Source organism: Sandaracinaceae bacterium (assembly GCA_016706685.1).
Taxonomy (GTDB): domain Bacteria; phylum Myxococcota_A; class Polyangia; order Polyangiales; family Houyiibacteriaceae; genus JADJJE01.
Genome location: JADJJE010000013.1, coordinates 258,616 through 272,565, shown reverse-complemented (window position 1 = coordinate 272,565; position 13,950 = coordinate 258,616). Strand labels below are relative to the sequence as shown.

Below are 13,950 nucleotides of genomic sequence, written 5' to 3'. Positions count from 1 at the left end.
CGCACCAAAGCGAGGTTGTATGTCCCGGCCCACGGCAGTTCCCTTCGACCAGGCGCCCTTCATCCTCTTCTGGGAGACCACGCGCGCGTGTGACCTGGCGTGCCTTCACTGCCGCGCCTGCGCGGTGCCCACGAGGGACGCCCGCGAGCTGACCACCCGCGAGGGCAAGCGCCTCCTGGACGAGGCTGCCGCCATGGGCACCAAGCTGGTGGTCCTGACCGGCGGAGACCCGGCAAAGCGCCCCGACATCGTGGAGCTGGTTCGTCACGGGACGTACCTCGGGCTCCGCATGGCGCTCACGCCCAGCGCCACACCGCTGGTCACGCGGGAGTGGCTCGAGCGGATGCGCGATGCGGGCGTCGCCCGGGTGGCCATCAGCATCGACGGCGCTAGCGCCACCACGCATGACCGCTTTCGGGGTGTGGTCGGGTCGTGGGCGCGCTCGCATCAGATCCTGGACCATGCGCGCTCGTTGGGGCTGTCGACGCAGGCCAACACCAGCGTCAGCGCCCGCAACGTGAGCGAGCTGCCGCTGCTGGCGACGCAGCTGGCCGACCGGCGCATCGACCTGTGGGGCGTGTTCTTCGTGGTCCCCATGGGCCGCGCCGCAGGGAGTGAGACGCTGCCGGCCGACGAGGTGGAGCGTCAGCTCGAGTGGCTGGCGGTTCTCGGAACGCGCGTCCCGTACGACATCAAGACCACGGCGGCGCCGCAGTTCCGGCGCGTGCTCCTGCAGCGCAAGACGAGCCAGCAGGACGTCGTGGGCCTGCGCGAAGTCGTCGGAGACGACGCCATCGGGCGGGTGCGGCGCGGCATCAACGACGGTCAGGGGGTCGCGTTCGTCTCGCACGTCGGCGACATCCAGCCGAGCGGCTTCCTGCCGGTGGTGGCCGGCAACGTGCGGGTGGAAGGCCTGGCCGCCACGTACCGGACTTCGTCCGTCTTCCGCACGCTGCGTGAGCCCGACCAGCTCGAGGGCAGCTGCGGGAGCTGTGAGTTCCGCAAGGTCTGCGGGGGCTCGCGCGCGAGGGCCTACGCCGCCACCGGGAACTTCATGGCGGAGGATCCTGCCTGCCCGTACGAACCTGCGGCGGCGAGGGCCTCGTGACCAGCGCGGTGGTCATCGGCGCAGGCGTGGCCGGGCTGGGCGCGGCGGCGAGGCTGCGGCGAGCGGGAGCCCGCGTGACGCTGCTCGAGGCGGGCGCACGCGTGGGAGGCCTGGTCGAGACGGAGCGCACTGGCGGCTGGGTGATCGAGCACGGCGCCGATGGCTTCCTGTCGAGCAAGTCGCAGATGACGCAGCACCTCGCGTGGCTGGGCCTCGAGGGCAAGATCGTGCGGAGCGGCAGCGCACCCCGGCGCGCCTACATCGCGAGCCAAGGGGGCCTCGAGCCTCTGCCCGCCAGCCTCTTCCGCTTCGAGCGGGGCGCGGTGCGCGAGCTGCTGGGCTCACGCCTGCTGAGCCCCAGCGCGAAGCTGCGCCTGCTGCTCGAGCCCTTCGTGACGCGCGGAACGGCGGAGGAGAGCGTGGCCGGCTTCATGGGGCGCCGCTTCGGTGTGGAGGTGGCGGAGCACATCGTGGAGCCCATGCTGCGCGGGGTCTTCGGCTCGCCCACGAGCGCGCTCGGGATGCAGGGCGCGATGCCCAAGCTCGCCGACCACGAGCGCCGCTACGGGAGCGTGGGGCTGGCCCTGATGCTGGCGCCGCGGAGCGGCGAGCAAGGCGGACTGGTGACGCTCTCGGGTGGCATGCAGACCCTCGTCGAGGTGCTGGCCCAGGAGGTGGCCCCGTGGACGTACCTCGGTGTCCCGGCACAGAGCATCCGGAGGACGAGCGACGGACAGCTGCGCGTCATCACCAGCCGACACGGGGAGATCGAGGCCGACACGGTGGTGCTGGCCTGCCCGACCTGGATGGGCGCGCGCCTCGTCGCCGGACTGGATGCCACGCTTTCGGACCAGCTCGATGGAATCCGAGCGTCGGACGTGAACGTGGTGTCGCTCGGTTACCACGCCGCCGACCTGCCCTTCATCTCGAAGGACGCGAGCGGAGACGGCGAGTGGGCCGCCGGCGTGGACGGCACGGGCTTCCTGGTGGACCCCGCGCTCGGCCGCGCGCTGGTCGCGTGCACCTGGGCCAGCCGCAAGTGGCACGGCCGCGCGCCGCGCGGTGAGGTGTTGGTGCGCTGCGTGATGGAGGCCCCGCCGGGCTGCAGCGACGCCGAGCTGGTGGAGCTGACCCGCGCGGAGCTGCAGCACTTCGTGGGCATCACGGCGGAGCCCACCCTCTCGCGGACCAAGCGCAGGCTGCGGGCGCTGCCCGTCTACGCCCCCGGGCACCACGCGCACGTGGCCGACGCGCGCGCACGCGCACGCGAGCTGGGCATCGAGCTCGCCGGCAATGGCTACGACGGCATCGGCGTTCCCGACTGCCTCGCGAGCGGGCTGCGCGCCGCGGCCCATGTGCTGCGTGATCCCGCATCGGAGACCAGACCATGAAGACCACGATTCCGGAGCGAGGCATGACGCGAGGCGCCATCCTGGCGGCGCTGACGGACCTCCGCCGCCAAGACCTGCAGAGCGACGGCCACGCCTTCGCGTTCGTCTACGACCCGGGCGAAGAAGCCCAGTCCATCGCCCGGGAAGCCTTCGCGGCCTGCATGGGCATCAACGGGCTCGACCCCACCGTCTACCCGTCGGCGCGCGGCATCGAGAACGCCATCGTGCAGGCGTGCCTCGAGCTGGTCCGGGCGCCCGCAGGCGCCGCAGGAACGGCCACCGCCGGGGGCACCGAGAGCGTGATGCTCGCGGTGAAGGCGGCGAGAGACAACGCGCGCCGCAGCAGACCCGAGATCAAGCACCTGCGCATGCTCGTGCCCGAGACCGCGCACGCGTGCTTCCACAAGGCGGCCGCGTACCTCGGCGTCGAGGTCGTGCGAGTGGATGTAGACGACACCTTTCGTGCCTCCGTCGAGGACGCGCGCCGCAAGATGACACGGGACGTGATCCTGGTGGTGGGCTCGGCGCCCTCGTACGCCCACGGAGTGGTGGACCCGATCCCGGAGCTCGCCGCGCTGGCCCGGGAGCACGACGCCTTCATGCACGTGGACGCGTGCGTCGGGGGCTGGGTGCTGCCCTTCCTGCGTGAGTCGGGCGTGCCCGTGCCTGCCTTCGACTTCGACGTCCCCGGCGTCACCAGCCTCTCGCTGGACCTCCACAAGTACGGGTTCGCACCGAAGGGCGTGTCGGCGCTGTTGATGCGCGACCGGAGCCTGCGCGACGCACACTACTTCGCGTGCGCGCGCTGGAGTGGCTACTCCATCGTGAACTCCACCACGCTGGGTTCGAAGTCGGTGGCCGCCATGGGAGCGGCGCTGGCGGTGATGCAGCACCTCGGCCGCGAGGGCTATCGGCGCCACGCCCAGCAGATGTGGGAGGCGACGCTGCTGCTCTGCGATGCGGTCGAGCAGACGCCCGGTCTGCGCCTGCTAGCGCGCCCCGACATGAACCTGTTCGCGTTCACCACGAGCGCTGCCGGCAAGCAGCGGGCAGGTGACCTCTTCGAGCTGTCGGATCGCTTGCTCGCGCGCGGCTGGCACGTGCAGCCCACCTACTCGTTCGGGCGCTCGCCGGCGCACATCCACCTGACGCTGGACCCCGGCAACGCCGCCCACGCAGCGGCGTTCGCTGCGGACCTGCGCAACGCCGCGCGGGACCTGCCACCGCAGACGCCGCCGCCAGCGCCGCTGCTGGCCGCGCTCGAGTCCCTGGTGAGCGGCAACGCCACGGGATCCAAGATGAACACCCACATGCTGATGGGAGCCCTGGGCATCAAGGATGGCCAGATGCCCGCGCGCGCCGCGGGGATCCATCGCCTGCTGAACGCCGCCTCACCCGACGTGCGCGAGGCGCTGCTCGTGAGCTTCGTCGGAGAGCTGTTCACGCAACCCGAGGAGACGCCCCATGGATCCCCGTAACACCCCTTCCCTGTGCCACCTGGGGCGCCCGCTGCGCATCGCGTACGGACGCTTCTTCCACGAGGCCAACACCTACTCCCCTCAGGTCACGGACCGGGCCGCGTTCGACAACGCGTTCTTCCTCGAGGGCGACTCGCTGGCTCGTGCCACGGGGCTGCGGGGCGCGGAGCTGCCCGGCTACATGCCTCACGCAGAGCTGACCGGCTTCGTGCAGGCCGCACGCCTGGCGGGCAACGTCGAGACCGTGCCGCTGGCGTCGTACCTCGCGGTGCCGAGCGGCCCACTCGAGCGGAGCGCCTTCGAGGAGATCCTCTCTGACCTGCTGCAGCGCCTCGCCCACGCCGGCACGCTGGATGCTGTCTACCTAGCCCTGCATGGCTCCATGGAGGTCGTTGGACTCGGCGAGGCCCCGGAAGCCGTGATCCTGCGCCGCGTCCGCGAGGTGCTGGGCCCGCGGCCGCGCCTGGCGGCGAGCTTCGATCTGCACGCCAACCTCAGCCAGAGCATCGTGGACGCGCTGGACGTGCTGTACGCCTACCGCACCAACCCGCACTGGGACCTCGGCCCCACGGGCTTCCGCGCGGGCCGCCAGCTGATCGACACGCTGCGCGGCAGGGTCACGCCCACGCACGCCTTCCGCAAGCTGCCCATGGTGCTCGGGGGCGGCAACACCATCAGCTTCCTCCCGCCCATGCGCGACGTGTTCCGGGCCATGCGCCGCATGGAGCGCGACCCGCGCGTGCTCAGCGCGAGCCTCTGCATGGTGCACCCCTACACGGGCGCGGAGGACCTCGGCTGGAGCGTGTATGTCGCCACGGACGGGAACCCCGCGCTCGCCCAGCGGCTGGTCGAGGAGCTCGCCGACCTGGCCTGGGCCAAGCGCACGGTGGAGATGCCCACCATGTACGGAGCGGAGGACGCGATTGCCACCGCGCGAGAGCTGCGGCGCTCGCTGGCGGGGCGCCTCGGGCCCGTCACGCTGGTCGACGTGGACGACATCGTGAGCGCGGGGGCCCCGGGCGGAAACACCAACCTCGTCAGGGCGCTTGCCGAGCATGGCAGCGACCTGCGCGCCTACGTCCCGGTTCACGACCCATTGCTCGTCGCGGCCACCTGGGACCACGCCATCGGGAGCACCCACGACTTGGTGCTGCGGGGCACACCTGGCTATGGGATGCCCGAGCTGCCCGTGCGCGCCACCGTCGCCGCCCGCGCGACGAGCGAGTTCGGACGCAAGGTGCGCCTGGACATCGCGCTGCCCGAGGGAGCCACCGGCGCGCTCCACTGCGTGATCACCGAGGGACCACCGCTGCCCCTCCATCCTCGCTTCTGGCGCGAGCTGGGCCTCGACCCGCGCCGCGCCGACGTGCTCGTGCAGAAGAGCTTCTTCCACTACCGCATCTTCTACGCAGCGCTGTCGTTCGCGCACGTGCCGGTGACCAGCCACGGCGCCACCAGCTTCCGACGCGTCCGCGAGCGCAGCTATCGGACGCCCACCCACCCGGCGGCCTGCCTCGACGACTGGCGCCCGCTCGACTGGAACGCCCACGCCGTGCGCGGGGCGTCCACTGCGGCCGCTCAGCGCGTGTAGCGCAGCTCGAGCTCGGCGAAGTGGGCCAGCTCGTCCACCGGGTAGGCATCGGTGAAGGCACGGAACAGGCTGTAGTTGGCGCGCAGCGCGAGGCCCGTGCCGATCTGCCAGCGAGCGCCCACGTCGGCCTCGAAGCCGGCCAGGCCGTCACCGCTGAGCGCGCCCACCTCCGGCCGCACGAAGAGGTGCGTGTCGAGCGTGAAGCGCAGCTCGGCGTTGGCGTTCACGGCAGCGTGAAAGACCGCCCCCGCCACGTTCGAGCGCCCCCCGATGATGTCCGCGAAGCCGAGCCAGATGTGCGCCGTGGGGTAGAGCTGGTCCCACGCTTCGTTCTTCGCGGTCCCGGGGTCGTCGCCAGACGCGTAGAAGCCCTCGAGCGCCAGCCGCAGGTGATCACGCGCGAGCGTGACGCCGGCCTCGGCGTCGAACTGGAACGCGCGCAGCTTGACGGCCCCGGTGCGCCCGAGCTGCACGCCAGCCTCGGCGCGGTAGTCGAACAGGCCGATGCGCTGCTTGGCGCGAACGCCCAGCGTGGAGCGCTGGAGCCCCGGCGTGACGGGGATGCCGCCCGAACTCGCGGCGCCGCGCAGCTGCTCCAGCAGGTACACGTCCAGCGCGAGCCCTTCATGGAGCAAAGGTCCGAGCGCCGCGTAGGCGCCCAGCAAGTACGCGTCGGTGTCCGCGAAGTTGGTGGTGGCACCCTCCACCAGCTGCGCCCCGAACACGTCGAGCCACGCCCCGCTGCCGAGGTCCACGCGGAGCTTGGCGGCATCGAACGCGCGCCCCGTCGGGTGCCAGGGCACGGAGCCGAGCACCAGGTGCTCGCCGTATACGAGCTCTTGACGACCCAGCTGCACGCTGACCCGGTCGGTGGCGATGGTGATGAAGCCCTGGTGCAGGCCGAGCGCCGCGTCCGTGAGGTCGGCGCCCGAGGACCACGCCCCCGAGGCCTGCGGCTCGATGCGCGCCGAGAGCCGCACGCGTCCCAGCTCGATGGGCGTGAGGATGAGCGCGAAGCGAAAGCGAAAGCGGACGAAGTCGTTGTCCGCGAGGCCGAGCTGGTCGTAGCCCGTGCGCACCTCGGGACGGGTGAAGGCGTCGAGCCCCCAGTCGAACGGCCACGCCGCGGGCGCGGCGGGCTCCTCCGGTGGCGGCTCGCTCGGTGCAGGCTGCTCCTCCGGCACGGACGCAGCGTCCGCCTGCGCTGGGGCCTCGGCATCGCTCGCGCCAACCGCGTCGCCCTCCGCGGGCGCGGCCGTGGCGTCCGTTGGCGGTGCGCCGGGAGACTGCGCCCTCGCCGGCCCCGTGGCGCACAACAGCAGCGCCGCGACCAACGCCGCCATCCTCACGAGCTGCCGTGGCACGGCGCGGCCCGCGCCCATGATGGTGTCGCACCACACCTGACCGTCGAGCGCATAGCGCACCTGGACGGCCCGCACGGCGCCGGTCTCGAGCGCGCTCACGGCGTCGTCCAGCGTCCACGTGCGCTCTTCGGCGTACACGGTGGCGGCGGCTTTGGCGCGCACCTCGAGCGGGCCATCGAGCGCCCGCAGGTCCTCCAGGTAGGTGTCGAAGGTCGCCTCGTCGAGAGAGGCGCGGTACACGTCGGGGAGCTCGCTGAGCTTCATGGTGTGGTCCTTTTCGAGGGAATCAGCGGGAGCACGCGGATGGCGGGGCTCGGCGCAGGACAAGCGGGTTCGCACGCGCCGCAGCCCGTGCAGCGGTCGCCGTCGACGACGGGGTAGAGCCCGTCGAGCCTGAGCGCGCCGGGCTCTGGGCAGCGCTCCACGCACACGGTGCACACCTGCCCCGCGCCCGCCAGGCAGCTGAAGCGGTCCACCGTGGCCCGGAACGACATGCTGGGGAGCGCCACGCGGCGACGCGCACTCGGCCGCGCCCACGGAGGCGCAGGGGTAGCTTCGCCCTGTGAAGCGAGCACCTCGGCCTGCGCCGCAGCCGACACACGCCCGGCGATCACGGGCCGCAGCCGTGCCAGCAGGAAATCGCGCCGCCCGAGCGGCAGGTCACGGCTCACCGCGCCCCCGCCGTGGTGAGGCCGGGGAGCGGCGCGAGCGTGGAGCGCGGGCGCTGGTCCGAAGTCGCCGAAGGCGCGTGACACTGAGGGCAGCTCTGCCGCCAGGGGTGACTGGTGGTGAGCCCCGAGGCTTGCGTGCCGTGGCAGCTGTCGCAGCGCTCCCGCATGAACGTGCGGTGCGGCATGGTGGGGGGCGCACCAGGCCACGCGCGCTCGCCGCGCTCCGGCTCGGTCAACCCCAGGAAGCTGTTCACCTCGCTGACCGAGTGCGCCAAGGGCGCGCTCCGCGGCAGCGGGCTCTCGGCGAGCGCGTGGCACTGCAGGCAGCTGTCGAAGCGCTCGTGGCTCATGATCGGCGCCACCCGCCCGTCCACGCGCATCCCCTCGGCGTGGCAGGCCAGGCACGCGGGCGCGCCGTGCTGGTCTACCGCATGCGGAATGGTGGGCGGGGCACCGTCGTAGGCGCGCGCGTCACGCCGCGCCGCCACAGCCTGCGCGTAGGCGACCGGGTCGTGTGGAGGCGCCTCGGTGCCCGGGCCCGGCTGCGCCCTCATGGACTCGAGCGCCAGCAGCTGGGTGGCCCGACGTTCGGCGTAGCGCGCGGACTCCATGCCGGCCTGCGGGGGCGCCGTGGCCGCGCTGTGGCCGGGGTCTTCCACCTCGGAGTAGCCGCGCGGCTGCTCCGCGTGGCGCGTTCCGGTCATGTAGCCCACGGCTGCGACCACCACGGCGCCCGCGAGGAACACCGACCGCCAGCGGCGTCCGCCTTGGTCACTCACGGGGCCGTCGTCACTCACGGGACCCCGCTCTGCGCGGGACGCGCACCACGCGCGCCGCGCACTTCTTGTAGTCGGGCTGCTTCGAGATGGGGCAGTAGTCCTCGAGCGTCAGCTCGTTGATGGCCAGCCGCTCGTCGAAGAACGGCACGAACAGCGAGCCCTCGGGAGGGCGGCCGCGACCGTCGATCCAGGCCGCGATCTCGATGGCTCCGCGCCGCGTCTCGAGCCGCACCACGTCTCCGTTTTCGACGCCGAGCCGGCGCGCATCGGTGGCGTTCAGCTCCACATAGGCTTCGGGCATGGCCCGGCGCAGCTGCGGCACGCGCATGGTCATCGAGCCCGTGTGCCAGTGCTCGAGCACCCGGCCGGTGCAGAGCCAGAACGGGTACTCCGTGTCGGGCTCCTCGGGCGGCGCGACATACGGCTGGATCCAGACCTGCGCGCGGTCGTCGCCCGAGGTCGAGTGGTAGAACTGGAGGCCCTTGCCGGCCTCCACGTACGGATCTTCGCCCTCGACGAAGCGGTAGCGTGTCTCTTCCCAGACGCCGTCGCGCTCGACCACCGGCCAGCGCAGCCCGCGGGCGCGCGTGTACTCGGCGTAGGGCGCCAGGTCCTTGTGCTTGAAGCGCGAGAAGCGCCGGTACTCGTCGAACAGCTGCTGGTCGACGTTCACGTCGTAGTAGCGCCGGAAGTCCCACACGGGTACCTCGGCGCCGGTCGCGTCGGTCATGTGAAACAGGAAGCGCCCGTCCTTGTCGCGCATGCCGAGGTGGCCGCGGTCGAACAGCTTCCGCGCCACCGCGATGACCTGCCACGCGTCGTCACGCGCCTCGCCCGGCGGGTTCACCATCTTGAACCACTGCTGCGTGCGCCGCTCGGAGTTGCCGGTCATGCCGTTCTTCTCGACCCACATGGCGGACGGGAGGATGAGGTCCGCCGCCCGCGCGGTGGCCGTGGGGTACACGTCCGAGACGATCAGGAACTTGCCGGCGATGCTGCGGCTGGGCTCGAACAGCGCCTTGGTGTTGGGCAGCGACTGCGCAGGGTTGGTGACCTGCACCCAGATGGTGTCGATGTCGCCGCCCTCGCTGGCCGCAGTCGAGAAGCGCCGCCACATCTCCACGGTGTGGTGCCGGGCGTGGCGTTGATGCGGCCCTCGGGCAGGTTCCAGAGCTCCTCTGCGTGGCGGCGGTGCTCGGGGTTGGCCACCAGCAGGCCGCCCGGGAGCGCGTGCGAGAGCGTGCCTACTTCGCGCGCCGTGCCGCAGGCCGACGGCTGTCCCGTGAGGCTCTGTGGCCCATCGCCCTGTCGGCCCCAGTGCCCCGAGAGCAGGTGGATGGCGTGGATCTGCCGGTTCACGCCCGTGCCGCGCGTGTGCTGGTTGCCGCCCATGCACCAGAGGCTGGTGATGCGCAGGTCACGGTCGGCGAACAGCCCGGCCAGCATGCGAATCTTGGCTGCGGGCACGCCCGAGAGCTCCTGCACCCGCTCGGGGGTGTACTCGCTCATGGCGGCGCGGAACGTGTCGAAGTCGGTGGCCACGCCCATCAGGTCGGGGGCGCCCTCCTCGCGCCGGAACGCCACATGGCGCTCCACGAACTCGCGGTCGTAAGTGCCGTCCTCGATCAGTAGATGGAGGATGCCGTTGAGGATGGCGATGTCCGACTGCGGGCGGAACTCGAGGTAGTCGTTGGCGAAGCCCGTGGTGCGCGTGCGACGCGTGCCGATGTCGATGAGGGTGACGGCTCTCGCCGCACGCGCGCGCCTGTCGATCATCCGCGAGAAGAGGATGGGGTGCATCTCCGCGGGGTTGTTGCCCCACAGGATGACCACGTTGGCGTGCTCGAGGTCGTCGAAGCAGCTGGCGGGCTCGTCCACCCCGTAGGTAGAGATGAACCCGGTGACCGCCGACGCCATGCAGAGCCGCGCGTTGGGGTCGATGTGGTTGTTGGCGAGGCCCCCCTTCATGAACTTCTGCGCGGCGTAGCCCTCGGGGATGGTCCACTGGCCCGAGCCGTAGAACGCGAAGCCAGCCGGGTTCCCTTATCCGGTCGGCGATGATGCCGAGCGCCTCGTCCCAAGAGATGGGTACGTGCACGTCACCCCGCTTGAGCATGGGGCGCGTGAGGCGGTCGCCGCCGTAGAGCGCGAGCCCCACGTGGTAGCCCTTCACGCAAAGCAGCCCGCGGTTCACCGCCGCCTGGCGGTCGCCCGCGATGGCCACCACGCGGTCGTTGCGCACGCCCACCTGCACGTGGCAGCCTGTCCCGCAGAAGCGGCACGGCGCCTTGTCCCAGGTCACGCCGCTGCCGACCTGCTCACCGATGGCGGGGTCGAGGGCGTCGGGCGCGTTGGCGCTCACAGTGCGCGCGAGGACGGCGGCGCTGGCCGCACTCATGGCCGAAGCCTTCAAGAAGTCACGCCGCTCCATGGGCACCTCCATCATCCGAGCAAAGGTCAGGGCGACTCCCACGCGGGGGCCGCTCGAAGTCGCGCAGGTCGGAGAAGTCGTGGAAGACCACGTCCACCCAGACCACGCCGGGCAGGGCCCGCAGCGCTGCGAGGCGCGCGTCGTGGGCCGCATAGTCCGGCTTCCAGCACCGCAGCCACGCGCCCGGCCGAGTGCTCGCCCAGCTCGAGCGCGGCGAAGGCGCGCAGCTCGGCGAGGGCAGCGGCGCACGCGGTGTGGTCGCGGTCCAGGGTCACCACCAGGCCGGAGATGGGCATCAGTGGCCTCCCCGCACGTTCGCGTGCTGCGCGGGAGCTTCGTCGGGCGCGAGCGCGAGGTCCTCGGCCGGCGCGTCGTCAGCACGCATCGCACCGGTCATGGCGCCGAGGGCCACGCGCAGGCCCACGGTGAACACCATCAGCCCCGCCGCCCATACGCCCGCCATCACCTTCCACTCCGTGAGGCTGGGCGTGTACGGCACGATCTCGTGCAGCGTGGACGGGATGAAGCCCGGCACGATCAGCCCCATGCCCTTCTCGATCCACACGCCCACGAAGGTGAGCATCAGGGCGAGGTTCAGCAGCCACGGCCGGGCGGACAGCGGCGGCGTCAGGAGCACCACGGCGGCGAAGACGTTGAAGCTGATGGCCGTCCAGATCCACGGGACCAGCTCGGAGTGCCCGTGCAGCCCGAGGAACAGGTAGCGCGCCGAGGCGACGTGCGCGCCACCCGCATAGAACTCCGAGAAGACCTCGGCCCCCAGCATGAAGAGGTTGATGGGCGCGGTGACCCGGATAATGGACACCAGCGTGGTCAGCGCGGCGCGCGGCACGTAGAAGTCCGTGGTGCGCTTCACCACCTGCAGCGACAGCACGATGAACGCCGGCCCGGTCACGAACGCCGAGGCCAGGAACCGCGGGGCCAGCAGGGCGGAGTTCCAGAACGGACGGCCGCCGAGGCCGGCGTAGAGGAACGCGGTGACCGTGTGGATGGAGATGGCCCACGCGATGGAGAGGAAGACGAAGGGCAGGTACCACTTGGGGTTGGGCTCTCGCCCCAGCCAGCGCTGGTAGATGATGTAACCGACCACGTGGAGGTTGATCAGCAGGTAGCCGTTCAGCACCAACACGTCCCAGGTCAGCATGGACATGGGCCAGTTGAAGCGGCCGATGCCCGGGATCATGTGCCAGAAGCGGTCGGGGCGACCGAGGTCAGCCACCACGAACATCAAGCACATGACGATGGCCGCGATGGCCAGGACCTCGCCGATGATCACCACGCGGTGCATCTCGTGGTCGTCGTAGACGTAGGCCGGGATGACCATCATGACGCCGCCTGCGGCGAGGCCCACCGCGAACGTGAAGTTCGCGATGTAGAGGCCCCACGACACGTGGTCCGTCATGTTGGTGACGCCCATCCCCTCCACCACCTGGTTGGCCCACGCGTTGGCGCCCACCAGCGCGATGGCCGTGAGCACGAACATCCACGCGTAGAAGAGCCGCGAGCCCTCGGTGGCCTCGTCCAGCGCGTCCAGCAGGAAGCGCGGATAGCTGACCGCGTGGCGGACCTCGCCGGGGCTCTCGTCTGGGTTCGTGGGTTGATGGGTCACGGCACGCTCAGTTGTCGAAGAAGTAGTAGAAGCGTGGGCGCGTCCCGAGCTCTTCTTTCAGGACGAAGACGCGCTTGTTGTCCAGGACCCAGCGGATCTCGGAGTCGGGGTCCAGCATGTTCCCGAAGACGCGGGCGCCGGTCGGGCACGCCTCGAGGCACGCCGGCAGGCGACCATCGCGTGTGCGGTGGAGGCAGAAGGTGCACTTCTCCACCACGCCCTGCGGGCGGATGCGGTTCGACAAGAGGCCCTGGTCGGGGTTGATCTCCTCCGCCGGGATCTCGGGTGCCGTCCAGTTGAAGCGACGCGCGTGGTAGGGACACGCGGCCTCGCAGTAGCGGCAGCCGATGCACCAGTTGTAATCCACCACCACGATGCCGTCGGCCTCCTGCCAGGTGGCCTCCACGGGGCACACGTGCGTGCACGGCGGGTTCTCGCACTGCTGGCACTGCACCGGCATGTAGAACTTCCCGGGGGCCGGCACGGCGTGGTCGTAGTGCACCGTGCCGCGCTCCATGTCCATGGAGCCCTGCTCCATCTCGAGCACACGGATGTACGACTGATTGGTGCGCCGATCGTGGTTGTTCTCTTGATGACAAGCGTCGGCACAGCGCCGGCAGCCGATGCAGGCGCTCAGGTTGAGCGCATACGCGAACTGCACGCCCGCTCGGGCCTCGATGTCGCGGATGGTGACCACCGCGCCATAGCGATGCTCGGTCTCGGACTCGAGCCGCGCGATGAGCCGGCGCTTGTCATCGGCGCTCAGCTCCTTGTAGTGCTGCGTGAGCAGCTCCTCCATGCTCGTGGCCTCCACCGCTTGCAGGAGAGGCGCGACGGCGCGCGCAAAGGCGGCGGCGCCGAGCGTGGCCCCCGCAGCCTTCAGCATCCTGCGTCGGCTGATGTCGTCAGTCATGGGCGTCTCCGTGGGGCGCGGCGGCTCCCGTAAAGCGGTCTCGCGGGCCGGGCACCGGCTCGAACTGTCCGAACGCGGGGGCGTGCGGGTCGTGACAGGCCACGCAGTGGTTGCGCTCGCGTGGCCCACGCGAGAGATCCCAGTGGCCGCGCATGCCGCCGTGCGCACCATGCCGGTAGTCGCGGTACTGGGGGCCGTGACACTGCGCACAGAGGCGCAGCGCGTCGGTCAGCGGGATGTCGGTTCCGTCCGCGAGGTGCAGCTCGCTGCGGTCCGACTGCGCATGGCACGAGGCACACGGCAGCTCGCCATGACGGAGGGAGAGCCCCGCGTGCGGTGCGCCGACCTCGCCAGCGCTCTCTGGGAACTCACGCTGCGCACCCGGTTCGTGGCATGTCCCACACGCCACCACCGTGGGTCGCCCCGACACGTCGAGGGGGCCCACGGGCAGGCCCTCCAGCACCCGCGGCGTGGTGATGGTCACGGGGTAGCGCGCCTCGGGCGGCTCCACGTCGCGACGCGACTCGGCCGCACCACCATCACAGGCGGCGGCCAGCGCGAGCCACGCCAAACTCCATATCCGAGCGTCCACGAGCC

General features: G+C 71.2%; 10 protein-coding genes and 1 pseudogene. 4 read left to right on the top strand and 7 right to left on the bottom strand.

Annotation, left to right across the window (positions count from 1 at the left end; genetic code table 11):
- Positions 1-19: 19 nt before the first annotated feature.
- Genes IPI43_17470 through IPI43_17455 form a run of 4 tightly spaced genes read left to right on the top strand, consistent with a single transcriptional unit; the run spans position 20 to position 5,568 of the window.
- Positions 20-1,108: a TIGR04053 family radical SAM/SPASM domain-containing protein gene (locus IPI43_17470; protein ID MBK7775895.1), complete on the top strand. Its 1,089-nt coding sequence runs from the start codon at positions 20-22 to the stop codon at positions 1,106-1,108.
- A complete protein-coding gene (gene hemG, locus IPI43_17465; protein MBK7775894.1) occupies positions 1,105-2,499 on the top strand; it encodes a protoporphyrinogen oxidase in 1,395 nt (464 codons plus the stop codon). Before IPI43_17470 ends, hemG begins: the two co-directional genes overlap by 4 nt.
- Positions 2,496-3,977, top strand: coding sequence for an aspartate aminotransferase family protein (locus tag IPI43_17460; GenBank protein ID MBK7775893.1), 1,482 nt, complete (start codon positions 2,496-2,498; stop codon positions 3,975-3,977). The genes hemG and IPI43_17460 overlap by 4 nt, the downstream gene beginning before the upstream one ends.
- On the top strand, positions 3,964-5,568 hold the full coding sequence (locus IPI43_17455) for a M81 family metallopeptidase (protein MBK7775892.1): 1,605 nt from the start codon (positions 3,964-3,966) through the stop codon (positions 5,566-5,568). The genes IPI43_17460 and IPI43_17455 overlap by 14 nt, the downstream gene beginning before the upstream one ends.
- Here the strand turns inward: IPI43_17455 and IPI43_17450 are convergent.
- The 7 genes and pseudogenes from IPI43_17450 to IPI43_17420 all read right to left on the bottom strand — a co-directional run bounded on the left by IPI43_17450 (position 5,556) and on the right by IPI43_17420 (position 13,945).
- Positions 5,556-7,196 (bottom strand): alginate export family protein, encoded by a 1,641-nt coding sequence (locus IPI43_17450; protein MBK7775891.1) that lies wholly within the window; start codon positions 7,194-7,196, stop codon positions 5,556-5,558. The two genes, IPI43_17455 and IPI43_17450, sit on opposite strands and share 13 nt — an antisense overlap.
- Positions 7,193-7,426 carry a 4Fe-4S binding protein gene (locus tag IPI43_17445; protein ID MBK7775890.1) on the bottom strand — a complete coding sequence of 78 codons (234 nt, stop codon included), beginning with the start codon at positions 7,424-7,426 and terminating at the stop codon, positions 7,193-7,195. Before IPI43_17445 ends, IPI43_17450 begins: the two co-directional genes overlap by 4 nt.
- Positions 7,427-7,599: 173 nt before the next feature.
- A complete protein-coding gene (locus IPI43_17440) occupies positions 7,600-8,382 on the bottom strand; it encodes a nitrate reductase cytochrome c-type subunit (protein ID MBK7775889.1) in 783 nt (260 codons plus the stop codon).
- 10 nt (positions 8,383-8,392) lie between these two features.
- Positions 8,393-10,828: pseudogene (locus IPI43_17435) on the bottom strand (molybdopterin-dependent oxidoreductase).
- Between the two features lie 280 nt (positions 10,829-11,108).
- On the bottom strand, positions 11,109-12,314 hold the full coding sequence (gene nrfD / locus IPI43_17430; protein ID MBK7775888.1) for a polysulfide reductase NrfD: 1,206 nt from the start codon (positions 12,312-12,314) through the stop codon (positions 11,109-11,111).
- A gap of 133 nt (positions 12,315-12,447) precedes the next feature.
- Positions 12,448-13,353 (bottom strand): 4Fe-4S dicluster domain-containing protein, encoded by a 906-nt coding sequence (locus IPI43_17425; protein MBK7775887.1) that lies wholly within the window; start codon positions 13,351-13,353, stop codon positions 12,448-12,450.
- Entirely contained in the window at positions 13,346-13,945 is a 600-nt protein-coding gene (locus IPI43_17420; GenBank protein ID MBK7775886.1) for a hypothetical protein, read from the bottom strand. The genes IPI43_17425 and IPI43_17420 overlap by 8 nt, the downstream gene beginning before the upstream one ends.
- Positions 13,946-13,950: the final 5 nt, after the last annotated feature.

Excerpts from the sequence above, each read along its gene's own strand:
- IPI43_17445 (MBK7775890.1), bottom strand. The coding sequence starts at position 7,426 with ATGTCGTTCCGGGCCACGGTGGACCGCTTCAGCTGCCTGGCGGGCGCG.
- IPI43_17425 (MBK7775887.1), bottom strand. The coding sequence starts at position 13,353 with ATGACTGACGACATCAGCCGACGCAGGATGCTGAAGGCTGCGGGGGCC.
- IPI43_17470 (MBK7775895.1), top strand. The coding sequence starts at position 20 with ATGTCCCGGCCCACGGCAGTTCCCTTCGACCAGGCGCCCTTCATCCTC.
- nrfD (MBK7775888.1), bottom strand. The coding sequence starts at position 12,314 with ATGTTCGTGCTCACGGCCATCGCGCTGGTGGGCGCCAACGCGTGGGCC.
- IPI43_17450 (MBK7775891.1), bottom strand. The coding sequence starts at position 7,196 with ATGAAGCTCAGCGAGCTCCCCGACGTGTACCGCGCCTCTCTCGACGAG.
- IPI43_17455 (MBK7775892.1), top strand. The coding sequence starts at position 3,964 with ATGGATCCCCGTAACACCCCTTCCCTGTGCCACCTGGGGCGCCCGCTG.
- IPI43_17460 (MBK7775893.1), top strand. The coding sequence starts at position 2,496 with ATGAAGACCACGATTCCGGAGCGAGGCATGACGCGAGGCGCCATCCTG.